This window comes from Aquabacterium olei (assembly GCF_003100395.1).
Lineage (GTDB): Bacteria > Pseudomonadota > Gammaproteobacteria > Burkholderiales > Burkholderiaceae_C > Aquabacterium > Aquabacterium olei.
Genome location: NZ_CP029210.1, coordinates 2,796,557 through 2,814,457 on the forward strand (window position 1 = coordinate 2,796,557; position 17,901 = coordinate 2,814,457).

General features: G+C 70.3%; 18 protein-coding genes, 1 tRNA gene and 1 riboswitch. Of the genes, 5 read left to right on the top strand and 14 right to left on the bottom strand.

Going from position 1 to position 17,901, the window contains the following annotated elements:
• Positions 1–6 precede the first annotated feature (6 nt).
• Positions 7–1,101: a ligase-associated DNA damage response exonuclease gene (locus tag DEH84_RS12520; RefSeq protein ID WP_425428954.1), complete on the top strand. Its 1,095-nt coding sequence runs from the start codon at positions 7–9 to the stop codon at positions 1,099–1,101.
• Here DEH84_RS12520 and DEH84_RS12525 read toward each other — a convergent pair.
• Genes DEH84_RS12525 through DEH84_RS12585 form a run of 13 tightly spaced genes read right to left on the bottom strand, consistent with a single transcriptional unit; the run spans position 1,014 to position 14,327 of the window.
• The gene (locus DEH84_RS12525; RefSeq protein WP_109037146.1) at positions 1,014–1,649 is read right to left on the bottom strand and encodes a histidine phosphatase family protein; all 636 of its coding nucleotides are present in this window, start codon (positions 1,647–1,649) and stop codon (positions 1,014–1,016) included. The genes DEH84_RS12520 and DEH84_RS12525 overlap by 88 nt on opposite strands.
• Positions 1,646–2,515 (bottom strand): adenosylcobinamide-GDP ribazoletransferase, encoded by an 870-nt coding sequence (locus DEH84_RS12530; RefSeq protein WP_109037147.1) that lies wholly within the window; start codon positions 2,513–2,515, stop codon positions 1,646–1,648. The genes DEH84_RS12525 and DEH84_RS12530 overlap by 4 nt, the downstream gene beginning before the upstream one ends.
• A gap of 27 nt (positions 2,516–2,542) precedes the next feature.
• Entirely contained in the window at positions 2,543–3,601 is a 1,059-nt protein-coding gene (cobT, locus tag DEH84_RS12535; RefSeq protein ID WP_109037148.1) for a nicotinate-nucleotide--dimethylbenzimidazole phosphoribosyltransferase, read from the bottom strand.
• A gap of 39 nt (positions 3,602–3,640) precedes the next feature.
• Positions 3,641–5,128, bottom strand: coding sequence for a cobyric acid synthase (locus tag DEH84_RS12540; protein WP_109037149.1), 1,488 nt, complete (start codon positions 5,126–5,128; stop codon positions 3,641–3,643).
• Entirely contained in the window at positions 5,125–6,282 is a 1,158-nt protein-coding gene (locus tag DEH84_RS12545; protein ID WP_109037150.1) for an aminotransferase class I/II-fold pyridoxal phosphate-dependent enzyme, read from the bottom strand. Before DEH84_RS12545 ends, DEH84_RS12540 begins: the two co-directional genes overlap by 4 nt.
• Positions 6,275–7,246 carry an adenosylcobinamide-phosphate synthase CbiB gene (cbiB, locus tag DEH84_RS12550; protein ID WP_109038380.1) on the bottom strand — a complete coding sequence of 324 codons (972 nt, stop codon included), beginning with the start codon at positions 7,244–7,246 and terminating at the stop codon, positions 6,275–6,277. Before cbiB ends, DEH84_RS12545 begins: the two co-directional genes overlap by 8 nt.
• A 7-nt stretch (positions 7,247–7,253) precedes the next feature.
• Positions 7,254–7,823: a cob(I)yrinic acid a,c-diamide adenosyltransferase gene (gene cobO / locus DEH84_RS12555; RefSeq protein WP_109037151.1), complete on the bottom strand. Its 570-nt coding sequence runs from the start codon at positions 7,821–7,823 to the stop codon at positions 7,254–7,256.
• Positions 7,824–7,838: 15 nt separating this feature from the next.
• The gene (locus tag DEH84_RS12560; RefSeq protein WP_245932581.1) at positions 7,839–9,155 is read right to left on the bottom strand and encodes a cobyrinic acid a,c-diamide synthase CobB; all 1,317 of its coding nucleotides are present in this window, start codon (positions 9,153–9,155) and stop codon (positions 7,839–7,841) included.
• Between the two features lies 1 nt (position 9,156).
• Entirely contained in the window at positions 9,157–9,939 is a 783-nt protein-coding gene (locus tag DEH84_RS12565; RefSeq protein WP_109037153.1) for an ABC transporter ATP-binding protein, read from the bottom strand.
• A complete protein-coding gene (locus DEH84_RS12570; RefSeq protein ID WP_245932582.1) occupies positions 9,936–10,919 on the bottom strand; it encodes a FecCD family ABC transporter permease in 984 nt (327 codons plus the stop codon). The genes DEH84_RS12565 and DEH84_RS12570 overlap by 4 nt, the downstream gene beginning before the upstream one ends.
• Complete coding sequence (locus tag DEH84_RS12575; RefSeq protein ID WP_109037154.1) at positions 10,916–11,800, bottom strand: ABC transporter substrate-binding protein; 885 nt, start codon at positions 11,798–11,800, stop codon at positions 10,916–10,918. Before DEH84_RS12575 ends, DEH84_RS12570 begins: the two co-directional genes overlap by 4 nt.
• A 47-nt stretch (positions 11,801–11,847) precedes the next feature.
• Positions 11,848–12,405, bottom strand: coding sequence for a bifunctional adenosylcobinamide kinase/adenosylcobinamide-phosphate guanylyltransferase (gene cobU / locus DEH84_RS12580; protein WP_109037155.1), 558 nt, complete (start codon positions 12,403–12,405; stop codon positions 11,848–11,850).
• A 29-nt stretch (positions 12,406–12,434) separates the two neighbouring features.
• A complete protein-coding gene (locus DEH84_RS12585) occupies positions 12,435–14,327 on the bottom strand; it encodes a TonB-dependent receptor domain-containing protein (protein ID WP_109037156.1) in 1,893 nt (630 codons plus the stop codon).
• A gap of 78 nt (positions 14,328–14,405) precedes the next feature.
• A riboswitch (cobalamin riboswitch) is annotated at positions 14,406–14,650 on the bottom strand.
• A gap of 65 nt (positions 14,651–14,715) precedes the next feature.
• Between DEH84_RS12585 and DEH84_RS12590 the strand changes: the two genes are divergently transcribed.
• Both DEH84_RS12590 and DEH84_RS12595 read left to right on the top strand, forming a co-directional pair.
• Positions 14,716–14,955, top strand: coding sequence for a DUF904 domain-containing protein (locus DEH84_RS12590; RefSeq protein ID WP_109037157.1), 240 nt, complete (start codon positions 14,716–14,718; stop codon positions 14,953–14,955).
• Between the two features lie 4 nt (positions 14,956–14,959).
• Complete coding sequence (locus tag DEH84_RS12595) at positions 14,960–15,295, top strand: cell division protein ZapA (RefSeq protein WP_109037158.1); 336 nt, start codon at positions 14,960–14,962, stop codon at positions 15,293–15,295.
• 349 nt (positions 15,296–15,644) lie between these two features.
• On the opposite strand, the gene DEH84_RS12600 is transcribed toward DEH84_RS12595, so the two are convergent.
• Positions 15,645–16,637, bottom strand: coding sequence for a GGDEF domain-containing protein (locus DEH84_RS12600; RefSeq protein ID WP_159098949.1), 993 nt, complete (start codon positions 16,635–16,637; stop codon positions 15,645–15,647).
• A gap of 258 nt (positions 16,638–16,895) precedes the next feature.
• Between DEH84_RS12600 and DEH84_RS12605 the strand changes: the two genes are divergently transcribed.
• Together DEH84_RS12605 and DEH84_RS12610 are read left to right on the top strand one after the other, a co-directional pair.
• On the top strand, positions 16,896–17,783 hold the full coding sequence (locus tag DEH84_RS12605) for an NAD(P)-dependent oxidoreductase (RefSeq protein ID WP_109037160.1): 888 nt from the start codon (positions 16,896–16,898) through the stop codon (positions 17,781–17,783).
• 37 nt (positions 17,784–17,820) lie between these two features.
• Positions 17,821–17,896: transfer RNA gene (locus DEH84_RS12610), tRNA-Ala, on the top strand.
• The last annotated feature ends 5 nt before the right edge of the window (positions 17,897–17,901 follow it).

Below are 17,901 nucleotides of genomic sequence, written 5' to 3' on the forward strand. Positions count from 1 at the left end.
GCAACCATGCCGATGCCGCCCCCCCTCCCCTCCGCCGCGGCTGCTGTGGGCGACCTCGTCGTGCGGCGCCCCGAGGGGCTGTACTGCCCGCCGGGCGACTTCTACATCGACCCGTGGCGGGCCGTGCCCCGCGCCATCATCACGCACGCCCATGCCGACCACGCGCGCGGTGGCCACGGCGCCTACCTGTGCGCCGCGCCGGGCGAAGGGGTGCTGCGCGCACGGCTGGGCGACATCCGCCTGCAGACGCTGGCTTACGGGCAGACCATCCATGTGCAGGGCGTGACGGTGTCGCTGCATCCGGCCGGCCACGTGCTGGGTTCGGCCCAGGTGCGCCTGGCCTGGCGGGGGCAGGTCTGGGTGGTGTCGGGTGATTACAAAACCGAGCCCGACCGCACGTGCGCGCCCTTCGAGTCGGTGCGTTGCCACTGCTTCATCACCGAATCGACCTTCGGGCTGCCGATCTACCGCTGGCGCCCCTCGGCCGAGGTGTTTGCCGAGATCAACGGGTGGTGGCAGGGCAATGTCGCGGCCGGTCGCCCTTCCCTGCTGCTGGGCTACAGCTTCGGCAAGGCCCAGCGGCTGCTGGCCGGGCTGGACCCGGCCATCGGCCCCATCGTCGTGCACAGCGCGGTGGAACCGCTCAACGAGGCCTACCGGGCCGAGGGCGTGGCGCTGCCGCCGACCCTCCGGTTCAGCGAGGTGAAGGACAAGGCCCTGTGGCGCCAGGCCGTGGTGCTGGCCCCGCCCAGCGCCGCGCGCGGGCCGATGTCGCGGACGCTGAGCGGCGCCTCGGATGCGATGGCGTCGGGGTGGATGCAGTTGCGGGGCGCGCGCCGACGGGCCGGCCTGGACCGCGGTTTCGTGCTGTCCGACCATGCCGACTGGCCGGGCCTGGTGGGCGCCATCGGAGCCACCGGGGCCGAGCGGGTCATCGTCACCCACGGGCAGGAAGCGGTGCTGGTGCGCTGGCTGCAGGAGCAGGGCCTGGACGCCAGCTCGATGGAAACCGATTACGGCGACGAAGCCGCCAACGACACGACCGACGCGGTGGTGCCCGCAGCCGAAGCGCCTGCACCCAGCGACCAGCAGGCCCCGTAGCGCGGCGCGCGGGGCCATTGCGCGGCCTGCACGGGCGCTTGTGGCTGCTCGAGTTGCCAGCGGCGCGCCAGCATCCAGCCCGCGTGCGCCACCACCAGCCGCGGTGCGGTCGACGCGACAGCCTCGACGGGCAACGGTGCGGCCGGCCATTGCGCCACCCGGGTCAGCACCGCGCGCAAGGCCTCGCCCCCACCGGGCGCATGGTCGGTGAAATCGGCACACCAGGCGTCCACCTCGGCCCACGGAATGGCGGACCAGGGTTGGCCGTCCCAGGTGCCGAAGCTGGCTTCGATCAGCGCGTCGTCGACCACATGGCGCCAGCCCCAGGCGCGCAGCACACGCCCGACGGCCGCACAGCGCCGCAGCGACGAGGTGTAGACCACACGCGGCCAGCCGTGGCGACGCGCGGCCTGCCGAATCCGGTGGGCCAGGCGACGCGCCTTGCGCCGGTCGACAGGCAGGTCGGTGTGGCCGATGCAGCGGCCTTCTGCGCCCTGCGGGCGGGGATGGCGCCAAGCCACCACCCAGGCATGCAGCGGGGGCGTCATGCGACCGGGTGCACCACCGTGAGCCAGGCGAGCAGCCCCGCCACCTCGGCCAGCTGCTGGCTGGCACCGAGGGTGTCACCCGTGTAGCCGCCCAGCCGACGGCGGAACCAGTGCCAGCAGAAGCCCAGAACCAGCGCCATGGCGAGCAGGCTGCGGCCCAGCGCCGTGCCGAGCGTGCCCGTGGGCCACGACGCATCCCACAGATTGAGCCACAGCGCCAGCGCCACCAGCGCCGTGCTGACCACGGCACCGATCACCGTCACGCGGTCGACCTGCAGGGCCAGTGGCTTGGCCTTGGCGTGTTCGAGGTCGCCGGCATAGCGCAGCACGGTCATCAGCAGCACCGGCACGAGGCGCGAAGCCGCATGGCACCACACCAGCGCCATCATCGACCAGGCCAGCAGCACGGTGCGGATGTGGCTGGTGTCGGCGCTGCCGAGTTCAGTGTGCAGTGGCGTGGTCAGTGCGGACAGCACCGTGGCCTTCAGCCCCAGCAGGCCGATCAGACCGAGTGCGCCATAGCTGCCCAGGCGCGAATCCTTCATGATGACCAGGGCGCGCTCACGGTCCACCGCGCCGCCGAGCGCATCGCAGGTGTCGGCCCAGCCGTCCTCATGGAAACCGCCGGTGAGCCACACCGTGAAGGCCATGCTGAGCACCACGGCCACTGCCGGCGGCCACCAGCCGATGGCGACAGCCAGCACGAGCGCCCCGGCCAGCCCGACCAGCGCGCCCACCAGCGGAAAGTAGCGCAGACAGGTCTGCAACCACGCCGGCTCGAAGCCGACCCACGCAGGCGTGGGCACGCGGGTCAGGAACTGCAGCGCCACGAAGAACAGGCGCAACTGGTGGACGAGGGCTTTCATGCGGGCTGGCGTATGGCGGAGCTCACATCATGCGGCAGGCGCGACATCGTCCGGCTGGCTGACGCCCGCCGATTCGAAGCTCGCCATCTCGCACAGGATGCGACAGGCCGAATCAAGCAGTGGCCAGGCCAGCGCCGCGCCCGAGCCTTCGCCCAGGCGCAGGTTCAGCTTCAGCAGGGCCTGCACGCCCATGTGGGCCAGCATGTCGGCATGGCCACTCTCGTCGGACTGGTGCGCAAACACGCAGCGTTGCAGGACGCGCGGCTGCAGGGCCTGGGCCACCAGCACGGCGCTGCTCGCAATGAAGCCGTCGACCACGATGACGCGGTCGAGCGCGGCCGCTTCGAGCACGGCGCCACACATCGCGGCGATCTCGAGGCCACCCACGGCCGCCAGCACCGCGAGCGGCGCCTGCACATCGGCGTGGCGTTGCAGCGCGGCCTCGAGCACGGCCAGCTTGCGCGCCAGACCGGCTTCGTCCAGCCCAGTGCCGCGGCCCACACAGCGAGCCAGCGGCAAGCCGGTCAGCTTGGCCATCAGCAGCGCGGCGGCCGAGGTGTTGCCAATGCCCATTTCACCCAACAGCACCGCATTGCCGGGCAGACTACGCACGACCTCGGCGCCGGCCGCCATCGCGGCTTCGCACTGCGCGGGCGTCATGGCCGGCCCCTGGGTGCTGTCGGCCGTGCCGGGCGCCACCTTGCGCACCAGCAGACCCGGGCGCGGCGCGATGTCGCGGGCCACGCCGGCGTCCACCACGGTGAGCGCCAGGCCGTGCTGGCGGGCCAGCACGCTGACAGCGGCGCCGCCAGCCAGGAAGTTCTCCACCATCTGCCAGGTCACGTCGCTGGGAAAGGCCGACACGCCGCGGGCGGCCAGGCCGTGGTCGGCGGCGAACACCACCATCTGCGGCTGGGTCAGGCGGGGTTGTTCGCTGTGCAGCACCAGACCGATCTGGCGGGCCAGCGCTTCGAGCTGCCCCAGCGAGCCCAGCGGCTTGGTCTTGTGGTCCAGCAGGTGCTGCAGGCGGGCGGCAAGCGCGGGCTGGGCGAGGTCGGCAATGGCGTCGAGGCGGGTGAGGATCATGGAGTGAGCGAGATCAGGAAGGGGCAGACCGCGCGCGGCTCAGCGCGTGTCGAGCAGGTGATGCAAGGCGCCGGGCGCCATGTGGTGGTCGATGAAATCGGCAAGGCCATCCATCACGTGGTCGAGCACCGGCGCGTCCTGCCCGAACAACGCGCGCATCGCGGTCGCGTCCTCGAACAGGCCGTGCAGGTACAGGCCCAGCACGGGGCCGCGCTGCCAGCCGAGGGGCTGCCCGCGCGCGTCGTGCAGCACAGCGGTGGTCGGGCTGGTCGCGCTGACCCGGTGGGTGCGGCCATGGTGAATTTCGTAGCCGCGCACGGTGAGGCCACGCAGCGCTGCCCACGGCCCGGCCTCGGTGGCGTCCGCCACGACATGCGCCGTGGTCTCGCTGAGCAGCTTGCGATGATCGAAGGTGGTGACGAGGTCCAGCAGGCCCAGGCCGGGCTCGCGGACCACGGGCTCGCCTTCGATGCCATCGGGGTCGCACACGGCCGCCCCCAGCATCTGCAGGCCACCGCAGATGCCGAGCACACGCCGGCCGGCGCGCGCATGGGCCACGATGGCGTCGGCCAGGCCCTGTGTGCGCAACCAGCGCAGGTCGGCCCGTGTGTGCTTGGAGCCGGGCAGGATGACCCAGTCCACGCCATCGAGGTCACGCGGATGCCGCGCCCAGCTCAAGCGCACGCCGGGTGCGCCGCGCAGGGGCTGGAACTCGTCGAGGTTGCTGAGCCGCGGGTAGGCCACCACGGCCACGCGCAGCAGGCCCGACACGCCAGCGCCCGTGGGGGCGTCGTCGAACACGCCATCCTCCTCGGGCAGGCCGTGGCCGCGCCACATGGGCAGCACGCCCACGGTCGGCACACCGGTCAAAGCCTGCAGTTGTTCAGGGCCCGGCGCGAGCAGGGACGCATCGCCGCGGAACCGGTTGAGCACGAAGCCCCGGATCAGTGCGCGCTCGTCGGGCGGCAGCAGCTGGTGTGTGCCATAAAGGTGGGCGAACGCACCGCCCCGGTCGATGTCGGTGACGAGCAGACAGGCGGCACCAGCATGGCGCGCGGTGCGCATGTTGACGTAGTCGCTGCTGTGCAGGTTGATCTCGGCCGGCGAGCCCGCGCCTTCCATCACAACCACGTCGTGCGACGCACGGAGTTCATCGAGCGCCTGCCGCGCGTGCGGCCACAGGGCCTCGCTGCGCTCGCGCCACGGGATGGCACGCAGGTCGTCGCGCACCTCGCCCATCACGATCACCTGGCTGCCGGTGTCGTGCTCGGGCTTGAGCAGCACCGGGTTCATGCGCACATCGGGCACGGTGCGGGCGGCCAGCGCCTGGAAGTACTGCGCGCTGCCGATCTCGCCCGGGGCACCGCACAGACCGGGCACCACGCGGGCGTTGTTGCTCATGTTCTGCGCCTTGAAGGGCGCCACCTTCAGGCCCTGCCGGGCATACCAGCGGCACAGGGCCGTCGCCAGCCAGCTCTTGCCCGCGCCACTGGTGGTGCCCAGCACCATCACGGTCCTGGCCGTCATGCCGGTCGGTCCTTGTCCAGGTACCGGTGGCCGTCGGGCTGGCTCGGGCGCCAGCTGGCCAGCGCGTCGCGCAGCACACGCTGCGCCACGGGCGCCTGGACGCTGAGCCGGAACACGCCGGGCAGTCCGAACGCCGTGGCGTCGCGCAGCCGAATGCCGCGCGCACGCAGCCCCGTGTTGAGCTGCGCAGACCAGTCCAGACCGGCCTCTTCGGTGGCGCGGTGATGCAACCACGGCGGCGTGGCGAGGAAGAACGGCGTGTCGGAAGGCGCGCAATGCCAGCCGCGCTCTGTCAGCATGGCCTTCTGCATCGCCGCCCATTCGGCCAGCGTCAGGCGCGCATCGGCCAGCCAGCTCTGGACGGGCTCGGTGTGCCAGGCGTGCAGCAGGGCCACGCCCTCGGCCGACAGCACCCAGCTCGGCGCCAGAGCGGCCACCGACCGGGCCACCTTCGCCTGCCATGAGGACGTGGCCAGGTCTTGAGGCAGCCCGGGCGCCTGCATGGCCCCGGCGCGCACGCCCGTCACGCCGAGCGCCTTGTTGGGCGACCACAGTTGCCAGAAACGCGATGCGCTGCGCGTGACGACGGGGTCTTCTCCGCGCAGACGCAGCGGCGTGTAGGCGCGGTCCAGCGCCACGATGAGGGGCGCGCCCGCATCCAGCGCGGCCACCAGGGACTGCACCGTGTCGGCCGCCAGACTGGCCCCCGTCGGGTTGTTCGGGTCACACAGCCAGCACAGCACCGGCTCGCCGTCATGGCCTGGCCGCTGCACGGCCTCGCACAGCGCCGGCTCGTCACGCCAGCCCCATACCGTCATGCCCAGCGCTTCGGCAGCGGCGCGGTAGTCGCCATAGCCTGGTTCGGGCACCCACACCCGGCGCACGCCCTGAAGCGAGGCCGCCAGCGTGAGCCGGCGAATGGCTTCCGAGCTGCCTGCCGTGATGTGGACACCATCGGGTTCACACGCCCATTGAGCAGCGAGGTGGGCCCGCAGCGCGGCATACGCCGGATCCGGGTAGCGGCGCCGGTCTGCCGTCTGCAAGGCCAGCACGAGCGCATCCGGCAGTGGCAGCGGATTGGCGTTGGTCGAAAAATCCCAGTGAATCGCCGGTCCGGCGTCCGGCCCGCCGTGCTCCACGGTCCCATCAGACATGCGTGTATCCCTCGTACAACCCGTATCCCATTGTCAGCAGCGCCGCGGTCAGCACCACGGCCCTGCCTGCCCAGCGCAAGGCCTGCGGGGTATCCTGCGCCAGGGGCGCACGCCCCTTGACGTGGAGCGTGTAGACACCCGGCTTGCCAAGCTTCACGCCCAGCAGGAGCGCCATGGCCCCCATCGGCCAGCCACCGTTGGGCGATGGCGTGCGAACGGCCTCGGCGTGCAAGGCCACCCAGTCAGGCCGACGCCATGCGGCCAAATACAGCATCACAGCGGTCAGGCGCGCCGGCACCCACGACAGCACATCGTCGACCCGCGCGGCCCACTGCCCCATCCAGCGCCGGTGGTCGCGATAGCCCCACATGGCATCGGCCGTGTTGGCGAAGCGGTACAGGGCCGCGCCCGGCAGGCCTGCCACCAGAAACCAGCACAGCGGCGCCACCACGGAATCGTTCAGGTTCTCGGCCAGCGACTCGATCGCACTTTCACGAACCTCGGTCTCGCTCAGTGACGCGGTGTCCCGGCTCACCAGCCGGCCCAGCCGGGATCGCCCGGCCTCCAGTGACTGGCTCAGTGCATGATCCACTGCACGCACCTCGTCGCGCAACATGCGCCACGCGAGCAAGGGCTTGAACAGCACCCCCAGGAGGGCCCCGCGCAGCACCGCCTGTTCCAGCGGCGCGTCGGCCGCCGTCAGCACCCCCACGCCAATGTCGAGCGCCAGGGCCACCGCCAGCACCAGCACAGCCCCGAGGCACCAGGCCAGGGCCCCGCCCAGCCGCGCCGTGGCCGCCGGCAAGGCCCACAGGCGCGGCCCCAGAGCACCCAGATAGCGCCCCATGGCCACCACCGGATGTGCCCACGCCGGAGGCTCGCCCCATGCGCGGTCGATGGCCAGCGCCACGCCGAGGGCGGTCGCCAGCGTCACGGTGCCCGACAAAGCGGCAAGGCCCTCCATCTGCAACTCAGTCCTCGATGCCGCGCTGGGCCGGCACGCCCGCGTCGTAGTGGTGCTTGATCAACTTCATCTCGGTGACGGTGTCGGCCACGTCCACCAGCTCCTGCGGAGCACCGCGACCGGTCAGCACGACGTTGACGTGCGAGGGGCGGGTCTTCAGCACCTCGACCACGGCCTGCAGGTCGAGCCAGCCATAGCGAATCGGGTAGGTGATCTCGTCGAGCACGACCATGAAGTGCTCGCCGGCCTGGATGGTGGCGGCTGCCCGGGCCCAGCCGTCGCGGGCCAGTTGCGCCGAGTGTTCGAGGTCCTTGCTCTTCCAGCTGAAGCCGTCACCCAGGCCCTCGATGGGCACACCGAGCTGCTCGAACACGCGGTGCTCGCCAAAGCGCGCCGAAGGCACCTTCATGAACTGGTAGATCTTGACGGCCTTGCCGCGGCCATGGGCGCGCAGGGCCAGGCCGAAGGCGGCCGTGCTCTTGCCCTTGCCATCGCCGGTGTGGATCAGGACCAGACCACGACGTTCGCCATCGGGCTTTTCGACCTGGCGGTCGACCGGGGGGTTTTCAATCTGCATGAGGGACCTCGGGGATCAAGGTTGAAACAAGGCCGCAATGGCCGCCGGGTTGGAGGGGAAATAGAGGTGAAGGAAGGACGCGAGCAGGCGCCGCTGCCGGTACACCGGCTCGGGCCGACCATGGTGCCGCTGTGCGGTGGTGTGCAGGGCGACCGGCGCGTCACCCGAGACCGCGGCGTGGTGAAAGGTGTGCCCGCGCACCGTGCCCTCGGGCAGGGCCGCCGCATGCAGCCCCAGGTTGACGAGACGTGCCTGCATGGTGCCTTCGCCCCTTAACAGGCCCCACATCGGCGCCCGCAGCCCGGTGACATCGCACAGGCTATCGAGCAGCGCCAGCATGCCACCGCATTCCGCCACGATGGGCCGGCCTTCGGCATGGTGGCGGCACACGGCCTCGCGCATGGCGTGGTGGCCGGTCAGGCGGGTCAGGTGCAGTTCCGGATACCCGCCCGGCAGGTAGAGCGCGTCCACGGCGGGCAGCGTCTCGTCGTGCAACGGCGAGAACATCACCACGTCGGCGCCCAGCGCGCGCAGCACGTCGAGGTTGGCCGGATACAGAAAGGCAAAGGCTTCGTCCTGCGCCACCCCGATGCGCACACCGTGCAAGGGCCGGTCGGCCGGCAGGCGGGCTTCGGGCAGGGCCTCGGGTGGCGGCGTGAAGGTCACCGGCGCGGGCATCGCCGGCTGGAGCGCACCCAGCGCCTGCGCAGCACGGTCGAGGCGCGCATCCAGATCGGCCACCTCGTCGGCCAGCATCAGGCCCAGATGACGCGATGGCAACCCGATGGCCTCGTCGCGCGGCAGCCCGCCAAACCACGTCATGCCGGCGGGCAGGCTTTCACGGAGCATCTGCGCATGGCCGGCACTGGCCACGCGATTGGCCAGTACCCCCGCCAGCTGCAGGCCAGGGCGGTAGGCGGCCAGGCCCAGGGCCAGCGCGCCGAAGGTCTGCGCCATGGCGCCCGCGTCGATCACCGCCAGCACGGGCAGGCCCAACTGCATCGCAAGGTCCGCGGACGAAGGGGTGCCGTCATGCAGGCCCATGACGCCTTCCACCAGGATGACCTCCGCCTCCTGGGCCGCCGCCCACAGCAGCTGCCGGCAGTGGGCTTCGCCGCCCATCCACAGATCGAGCTGCTGCACAGGCAGGCCACAGGCGCGCGACAGGATCATCGGATCCAGAAAATCCGGGCCGGTCTTGAACACGCGCACACGCCGACCCTGCTGCACATGCCAGCGCGCGAGGGCGGCCGTGGCCGTCGTCTTCCCCTGGCCGGAAGCCGGGGCGCTGATGAGGAGTGCGGGGCACTGCACGGAAGTCGGCTCGCTCACGTCATGATCCTTGCTGCCGCCCACTGACGGGCAACGCCACCCACTGGCCGTCCACCTGCACCAGCCGCACACGCTGATCGAACACTGCGCACAGCGCCTGCTGGGCATCCGCACTGCATGCCGCACCATGGTGCCGCACGCGGCCGTCGGCCATCACGATCAGCTCGTCGGCCTGCAGCGCCATGTTGAGTTCATGCAGCACGCTCACCACGGTCACGCCCTGCACGCGCAGTGCCTGCACGGTGTCCAGCCAGTCGGCCTGATGTGGCGGGTCCAGGTGGGCCAGGGGCTCATCCATCAGCAGCACCGGCGCACGCACGGCCAGTGCCCGGGCCAGCAGGACGCGCTGCCGCTCGCCCCCAGACAGCTCGCCCATGCGCCGGGCACGCCAGGCCCAACATTGGGTCTGCTGCATGGCGGCCTGCACGGCGATGTGGTCGGCGGCATCGGGCGCGGCCAGCCAGGCCTGATACGGCAGGCGCCCCAGCATCACCACGTCCTGTGCACGCAGGTCTTCCCCGCCGGACTCGGCCTGTCCGAGCCACGCCAGCGTGCGTGCGCGCTCGGCGGCAGGCCACGCCGACAGCGGGCGGCCCTGCAGCCGGACCTCGCCCGTCACGGCCACCAGCCCGCCCAGGGCGCGCAGCAGCGTCGACTTGCCCGCGCCGTTGGGGCCCACCACCGCGATCCACCGACCGGCGTGCAGGGCCACATCGACATCGTGCAACACGGGCACGCGGCCCAGCTGCACACGCTCAAGGCGGGCCTGCAACACGGGCGTCATGCGGATGCCTCCATGCGATGCATGCGCCACAGCAGGTAGATGCCGCCCAGCACCGCGGTCAGCACCCCCACAGGCAGCTCCTGAGGCGCGATCACGAGTCGGGCCACGGTGTCGGCCGCCAGCAGCAGCAGCCCACCGGCCAGCGCAGACAGCATCAACACCGCGCCCTGGGTGCCCGGCACCCGACCGCGCACCAGGTGCGGCGCCACCAGTCCCACGAACGAAATCAGGCCCGCCTGCGCCACGGCCGTGCCGGTGGCCAGCGCCATCGCGCCCACCAGCCACACCCGCACCGCCCCCATGCGCACGCCGAGGCTGCGCGCGGTGGCGTCGCCCAGGCTCAGGGCGTCGAGCGCACGCGCGCCGCCCCACGCCACACACAGGGTCAGCGCGCACACCGGCGCCATCACCTGCACGGCCGACCAGCCCAGAAAGCCCGTGGTGCCCAGCATGAAGGCCTGCATGGCCCGCATGATGTCGGGCACCAGCAGCATGGTGAGCGCGCTGCACGCGCCCAGCACCACCCCCACGACCACGCCCGCCAGCAGCAGACGCAACGTGTGCTGTACGCCGCGTGCCAGGGTGAGGGTCAGCAGCACGGCCAGCACCGAGCCGGCGAACGCCGCGCCGGTCAACCCGAGCCGCACGGCCCAGCCGGTGGCCGCGGGCCCCACGCCCAGCGCGGCCAGACAGGCCGCCACCCCCAGGGCCGCCCCGGACGAACTGCCCAACAGGTATGGATCGGCCAGCGGGTTGCGGAAAAGGCCCTGCGCCACCGCACCCGCCAGCCCCAGCAGGGCCCCCGCCAGCCACGCACCCAGACCACGTGGCGCGCGGATGTCCCACAGGATCTGACGGGCGAGCGCATCATGCTCTGCGCCGAACGGCACGGACCACCCGGTGCTGCCTGCCATCAGGCTCACACCCAACAGCGCCACCGTCAGCCCGACGAGCACCCCGCCCCAGCGCCACGCACTCACCGTGCACTCCCGACAGGCGGTGCCGTGCGTTGCAGGCACGCAGCCATGATGCGCGCCGCTTCACCCATGCGTGGGCCCGGCCGCGACAGCACATCACCCTGCTCCGCTGAGAACGTGCAGATCCGACCGTGCTGCACGGCCTGGATGCGCGCCCACCCCGGCCGCGCGGGCAAGGCGCCCGCATTGCGGGCCGAGACCATGATGAGCAGTGGATCACCTCGCACCACGAACTCGGGGTTCAGCTTCGGGAACGGGCCCAGCGATTCGGGCACGATGTTCTTCAAACCCAGGCGCGCCAGCGTGTGGCCGATGAAGGACGAAGCGCCCGCCGCATAGGGTGCGCTGTCCACCTCGTAGTACACGCGCTGTCCGCGCCAGCCGGCAGGCACCGTGCTGGCCGCCTGGTCGATCTCCCCTTCCAGGCGAGCCCACAGGCGCTCCCCGGCTGCAGGCTGCCCCAGCAACTGGGCCAGCTTGCCCGCCACACGGCGCACGTCATCGTGGGTGCGCGGCTCCAGCGCCACCACGCGGATGCCGAGCGCTTCCAGGCGGTCCGTCACGCGGGCCGACAGCGCCAGCAACACCACATCCGGCCGCAAGGCCACGATCTGCTCGAGGTTGGCGTCGTCCAGTCCACCGGTCTTGGGCAGGACCTTCACCGAGGCAGGATGGTTGGAATAGCGGTCGGTCCCCACCAGCCGGGCGCACTGCCCCAGCTCGCACACGGTTTCCGTCAGCGAGGGCAACAGGCTCACGATGCGCTGCGGCGGCGCCGACCACACCGTGCGCACGCCGCGGTCGTCCACCAGCGTGAAGTCGGCCGCACGCGCCAGCGACCCCACGCACGCGACAGCAAGCAGCATCGTGGCGACAAAGCTCATGCGTTGAGCCTGTGACTCCCTCCCACCACGAACGCGCCACGCCGCCATCACGTTTCCTCGACCACGGGCCGCGTCCACGGCTGTCCCGCGACCATCAGGGTGACGTCACTGCAGCAGCGCGCCACCCCCTGGTTCAGCCAGCCCAACTCGTCGACAAAGGCCCGCACCTCGCGCGACAGCGGCACGATGCCCCAGCCCACCTCGTTCGACACGAACACCACCGGCGACACGAGTTGCGGCAGCAAGGCCAGCAAGGCATCGCGCTCGGCACGCCATGCGGCGGGGTCGGGCTCGCCCGCTGCGGGCATCAGCCAGTTGGTGAGCCACATGGTCAGGCAATCCACGACGATGAGCCGACCGGGCTCGGCCTGGGCCTGCAACGCCCCGCACAACGCGCGCGGCGCCTCGACCGTGTCCATGCCTTCAAGGCGCTCAACGCGGTGGCGCGCTATGCGGGCACGCATCTCGTCATCCCAGGCTTCCGCCGTGGCCACCACCGTGACACGGTGCGCCGGGTCGGCCGCCAGCCAGCGCTGAGCCAGCCGCTCGGCATGGCGCGACTTGCCACTGCGCTGTCCACCGACAACGAGGTGATGGGATGACATGAACAAGCTCCCGTGAAAAGGGCGGGCTGTCAGCGGGATCCGGGCGCGTAGGCCAGCGTCAGGAACACCTGCGCACCGGCCTGGTTGTAGCCCCAGATCTTCTCGTAGGTCCGATCGCCGAGGTTGTCGGCACGCAGGCTCAACTTCCAGTCCGGATGCACGCGCCATGCCACGGAAGCGCCCCAGAGCGCATAACCCGGCAGGCGATCCCGAACAAAGCTCGCATTGTTGTCGACCGCACCGGCGCTGCCCTTGAGGGACACCTCGTACTTCACGACACTGCGATCAAGGCCCACCCGGATGGTCCCGAAGCGGTCTGCTCGCCTCACCAGCTTGCTGCCGTCCGCCTCATTGTGCGCATCCAGCCAGTCGAGGCTGCCCACACCATACAGCTGGCCGATCCCGGTCTGCGTGGCGGTCTGATAAGACAGGGTCCAGCCGCTCAGGCTCACCCGCTTGATGTTGCTGGCCGAAGTCGGGCTGATCAGGATGAAGTCACGGATGCGATTGTCGTAGCGCGTCAGCCGGGCAGCATGCTCTCCGGCTTCCCACGCCAGGCTGAGCTCCTTGTTCAGCCCGCGCTGGGGTTGCAGATCCGGCGTGCCGTACCCGGGCCAGTAGAGCTGGTTGAACGAGGGGGCCACAAAGCTGGTGCCCACGGCCCCGCCGAGGCGCCAGGCCTCACTCAGGTGAACGCCATAACCGATCGACCCCGTATCCTGTGTACCGAACTGCGAGTTGCGGTCGCGCCGTGCACTGAGCTGCCAGTCGTGCGCCCCCCGGTGGCCCGAGAGCCCGAGCACCAGACCATCAATCCGCCGCTGCGTCACCGGAAACTGTTTCGTGGAGTTCTCGATGGACTGTCGCAGGCTCTCCACGGCGACCAGCGCGGTTCCCAGTGGGGTGCCGATCTGGTTTTCCCAGATCAGTTGCTGCTGTGCCGTGGCGATCCGCCCGAGGTAGCTGCTCTTGTTCGCAACGGTCGTGTCCGAGACGTCCAGCGTGTGGCTGGCCTGCACGCTCGACTTCCACCCCGGCGCCATCTGACCCAGCAGCTTGATGCCGGCCACCTGTGTGGTCAACTCGGCCCGGGTGTCCTTGGACACGCCCGACCGGGCCACGCCGTCGTCATACCGGTTGACCCCGTCCGACCGCAGCAGATTGCCTTCGATCCGCCACCCCTTGCTCAATCCGAGGCCGAGGTTGGCGCTCAGGGACTGCTGCCGGAAGCCATCGCGGTCCGCGTTGTACGAACTCACGCCGACGCGAGGATTGGTCGCGCTGAACCCCGCGGTGCCGACGGTCTGCGCCCGCACGCTGTAGGTCAGCTGATCGACGCCCCCCGATACCCCGACAGAAAGCCCGTGATAGCGGTCCGATCCCAGCGTGGCGCTGCCTGAGCCAAGCGGCTTGCCGGAGGTCTCCCGGCGCGTGAAGATCTGCACCACACCGGAGGCTGCATCCGCGCCATACAGCGATGCCAGCGCGCCGCGCACGATCTCGATCCGTTCGATCTGATCGAGCGGAATGTTGTCGATGGAGGGGGCGCCCGTGGTGGCCGATCCATAGCGGACACCATCGATCAGCACGATGGATTGCTTGGCATCCCCGCCGCGGATGAACACGCTGCTGTTCTTCCCCAGCCCCCCGTTGGATGCCGACTGGATCCCCGGGCTGCCCGACAGGAGATCGGCAAGACTGCGGCCTGCCGACGCGTCGATCTGATCGCGCTCGATCACCGTCACATCGGCCGACAGGTTGCTGATGCGGGTCGGGCTGCGCGTGGCGGTCACCACCACCTGCCCGACATGGTCGGCGTCAGCCGCCCGCACACCGAACGGCGCGACCAGGACAAAACCACACGCCACGGCGAAAGCCGAGCGTACCCCGGGTGCACGCGGCACCGAGTTCAGGAAAGACATGAAAAGATCAACAGGACAGAAGCCCCAGCCAGCGTCCCCGCAGGCCCCGGGCGGAATGGCCAGCCGCACACGCGGTGCACGGCTGTCCCCCTGTTGGCCGGTATCCGGGCTGGGCGATGCAACCTGTGTGGCCTTCCCAGGCAAGCGCCCAGTGGCAGAGAACACAAGCGGGGTTCACGGCAGATGCCTGGCGAACCCGATCGCCGACCGTTGCGGGGGCAGCGCAGGTCGGGCCGACATCGGGGATGTCTGAGCCTTCCTGCTTCCCGTTTAACTGCGCCGGAGAGAACCCCGGCGCGAGCACCAACGGGGCCGATTGTAAGGTAAGCCCCCTACAATGCCTGCTGGGCCTGTGCACCGGGCCACCACCCACCCGCGGGCTCCCGCCATGTCCAGAATCGACGAACTCACGGAACGCATCGAGCGCCTTCTGCTGCGCCACGAGGAACTGCGTCGCACCAACGCGCTGCTCGAGCAGCAACTGGCCGTCACGCTTCAAGAGCGCGACTCGCTGCGCGCCCGCCTGTCGGCCGCCCGCGCCCGCATCGACGCCTTGATCGACCGCCTGCCGCAGGCCCCGATCGACGCGGCCGAACCCCACACGCCCTCCTCCTCGTCCGAGGCCTGAACGCATGAAGCAGATTGAAGTCTCGATCATGGGGCAGAGCTACCTGCTCGGCTGCCCGGACGGCGGCGAAGAACGCCTGCGACAGGCCGTGACCCAGGTCGACCGCGAGATGTGCGCCATCCGCGACAGCGGCAAGCTCAAGGCCCGCGAGCGCATCGCCGTGCTGGCCGCGCTGAACCTGGCCTATCTGCTGACCGACCGCCCCCCTGCCCCCGCAGCCACGCAGGCTTCTGCCGAAGGCGCCGCGCCCCCGGGCGCGGGCTTGCCCCCTCCCGAGTACATCGACAACCTGATCCAGCGCCTCGACCACGCGCTCGACAACGACGGCCACCTCATCTGAAACGGGCTGTCAAGCATCACTCGATGAAACCCCGTGCCGTGGTGCTTTTGCACGGGTGCTCGCGGCGACAACGCTTAGAATGAAATCGTTCGTCGCGTTCGTGGTTGTTTTTATTTCCTTGAACCGATGCTCTTGGAGCCAGGGCTTGGAACATTGCAGCGCAGGTGTGATCGTCTCGCGTCAGATGAACCCGAAGTGCTGCTGACCTCGCCCACCTGAATCCCCCCTGGGTTCAGGAATGCGGCAACCAGTCTGCGACGGACCCTTACATCACAACGGCCAGTCACCTCTCGGTGAACTGGCCGTTTTCTTGGGTGCGATGCAATGCGGCACACGGCCGCCCGCAAGCTCAGGTGACCGGCACGAACTGGATGCTGGCCAGCGCGATGCGGTTGCCCCCCTTCTCACGCGCACTCGACAGCGCGCGGTCGGCACTGCGCATCAGCTCGTCGACCACGCCGGCGGTGTGCGGGAAGCTGGAGATGCCGAGCGACACGGTGAAGGGGATCTGCTGGCCGTTGTAGGCCACGATGTGCTGTGCGCACTGACGCCGCAGCTGTTCCATGCGCGAGTGCGCCGTGGCCAGCCCCACGCCCGACAGCAGCACGATGAAACGGTCGCCACCCAGGCGGCACGGGGAGTCCATGGCGCGGGTGCCCGCGCGCAGCAGACGCCCGAGGGACTCGACCACCCGCTCGCAGGCTTCCGCGCCATGCAGGCGCAGGATCTCCTCGAGGTTGTCGATGGCCACGGCCACCAGCGCGAACTCGCGCTGTTCGCGGCTGGACAGGTCGGCCTCACGGCGCAGTTGCTCTTCGAAGTGGGCGCGGTGGTACAGGCCAGACACCGAGTCCCGCACCTGGTTGTCCTGCACATCGCGGCGCAGGGCGTCATTGGCCTTCTGCTGCTCTTCGAGCTGGGCGAGTGCCGTCTGCAGCTGGGCGTCCTTGCGGCGCTGCTCGGTGAGGTCCTGCCATACGGACAGCAGACGCGGCCCTTGCGGGGTGGAGGCGATCTGCCGCCAGGCCACGAAGTCGCGGCGCTCACCGCCCAGCTCCAGCCGGTGTTCGGCCCGCACGCCCGCAGTCTGGGCCACGGCCTGCTGATCGGCGGCCCGCAAGGCCACGGCCTGCCCGGCATCGAACAGTTCGGCGTCTGCGGCCCCCAGCCATTGCTGACCGGGCTGGAGCAGCAGGCGCGCGGCCGCTTCGTTGGCGCGCTCGTAGCGGCCCGAAGCCGGGTCCTTGATCAGCGCCCCATGACCCATCTGGTCCAGGGCCTGGAACAGGGCGTCGACGAGGTCGCCACCGGTCCTCTCTCCGGTTGCTGGGGAATCGGCCATGGTGTGTTGCAGGGCAGAAGTCGTTATTGGAATGAACGGGCGCCAGGCGGCACGCCATGGACGGGGGTCCGGGCGAATGTTCGCCGAAAAGGACAACCGGCGCCGCCCTTCAAACATGGGATGAAAGGCGACTTTACCCCTCCCTTGCGGTATTTTTCACACTCGGCAGTGGACGGGTGTCCGCAGATTACAACCGTGCCCAAGCCCTTGGGGCGACCAGGGGCTGGGTCAGAATCGTGGCTTTGGCTTCTGTCTGCTATGAACACCCACATCAGCCTGCTGGGCTGCGGCCTGATGGGCGCACCCATGGCCCGCCGTCTGCTTGCCGCGGGATACCCCCTGACCGTCTGGAACCGCACGCGTTTCAAGGCCGAGGCACTGGCCGAGGCTGGCGCGCGGGTGGCCGACACACCGGCCGAAGCTGTGGCCCGGGCCGACATCGTGATCACGATGCTGGAGCATGGCGGCGTGGTGCAGACCGTGCTGTTCGATGGGCCCGACGCGGCCGTGCACGGCCTGCGCGCCGGTACCCTGGTGATCGACATGAGCTCGATCCTGCCCGAGCAGGCACAGGCCCATGCGACACGCCTGGCCGAGGCGGACGCAACCGCGCTCGATGCGCCCGTGTCGGGGGGCACGCTGGGCGCCGAGGCCGGCACGCTGGCGATCATGGCCGGTGGCGATGAGGCGGCCTTCGCACGCGCCCGGCCCGTGCTGGAGGCCATGGGCCGGCCGGTGCACGTGGGGCCGGCCGGGTCTGGGCAGCTGGCCAAGCTGACGAATCAAATGATCGTCGGCATCACCATCGGGGCGGTGGCCGAGGCGCTGCTGCTGGCCGAACGCGGCGGCGCCGATCCGGCCAAGGTGCGCGAAGCCCTGCGCGGTGGCTTTGCCGACAGCCGCATCCTGGAGGTGCATGGCCAGCGCATGGTGGAGGGTGACTTTGCCAAGCGCGGGTCGATGGCGATCCAGCTGAAGGATCTGAACAACGCGCTGCACGCTGGTGCCCAACTGGGCTTCGAGGGGCCGATCACCCGCCTGCTGGCCACGCTGTACCAGCAAGGGGTGGACCACGGGCTGGCCGAGCTGGACCAGTCGGCGCTGTTCAAGGAACTGCAGGCGCGCCAGCACACGGGCGAGGCCTGATGGCGACGCCTGCGGTTTTTGCTAGACTTTGCAACACGGGCCGATAGCTCAGCTGGGAGAGCGCCGCGTTCGCAATGCGGAGGTCGGGAGTTCGATCCTCCTTCGGTCCACCATCCAC

Bases quoted from the DNA above. Each gene is read 5' to 3' on its own strand.
- DEH84_RS12520 (WP_425428954.1), top strand. From the start codon at position 7: ATGCCGATGCCGCCCCCCCTCCCCTCCGCCGCGGCTGCTGTGGGCGAC.
- DEH84_RS12525 (WP_109037146.1), bottom strand. From the start codon at position 1,649: ATGACGCCCCCGCTGCATGCCTGGGTGGTGGCTTGGCGCCATCCCCGC.
- DEH84_RS12530 (WP_109037147.1), bottom strand. From the start codon at position 2,515: ATGAAAGCCCTCGTCCACCAGTTGCGCCTGTTCTTCGTGGCGCTGCAG.
- cobT (WP_109037148.1), bottom strand. From the start codon at position 3,601: ATGATCCTCACCCGCCTCGACGCCATTGCCGACCTCGCCCAGCCCGCG.
- DEH84_RS12540 (WP_109037149.1), bottom strand. From the start codon at position 5,128: ATGACGGCCAGGACCGTGATGGTGCTGGGCACCACCAGTGGCGCGGGC.
- DEH84_RS12545 (WP_109037150.1), bottom strand. From the start codon at position 6,282: ATGTCTGATGGGACCGTGGAGCACGGCGGGCCGGACGCCGGACCGGCG.
- cbiB (WP_109038380.1), bottom strand. From the start codon at position 7,246: ATGGAGGGCCTTGCCGCTTTGTCGGGCACCGTGACGCTGGCGACCGCC.
- cobO (WP_109037151.1), bottom strand. From the start codon at position 7,823: ATGCAGATTGAAAACCCCCCGGTCGACCGCCAGGTCGAAAAGCCCGAT.
- DEH84_RS12565 (WP_109037153.1), bottom strand. From the start codon at position 9,939: ATGACGCCCGTGTTGCAGGCCCGCCTTGAGCGTGTGCAGCTGGGCCGC.
- DEH84_RS12575 (WP_109037154.1), bottom strand. From the start codon at position 11,800: ATGAGCTTTGTCGCCACGATGCTGCTTGCTGTCGCGTGCGTGGGGTCG.
- cobU (WP_109037155.1), bottom strand. From the start codon at position 12,405: ATGTCATCCCATCACCTCGTTGTCGGTGGACAGCGCAGTGGCAAGTCG.
- DEH84_RS12585 (WP_109037156.1), bottom strand. From the start codon at position 14,327: ATGTCTTTCCTGAACTCGGTGCCGCGTGCACCCGGGGTACGCTCGGCT.
- DEH84_RS12590 (WP_109037157.1), top strand. From the start codon at position 14,716: ATGTCCAGAATCGACGAACTCACGGAACGCATCGAGCGCCTTCTGCTG.
- DEH84_RS12595 (WP_109037158.1), top strand. From the start codon at position 14,960: ATGAAGCAGATTGAAGTCTCGATCATGGGGCAGAGCTACCTGCTCGGC.
- DEH84_RS12600 (WP_159098949.1), bottom strand. From the start codon at position 16,637: ATGGCCGATTCCCCAGCAACCGGAGAGAGGACCGGTGGCGACCTCGTC.
- DEH84_RS12605 (WP_109037160.1), top strand. From the start codon at position 16,896: ATGAACACCCACATCAGCCTGCTGGGCTGCGGCCTGATGGGCGCACCC.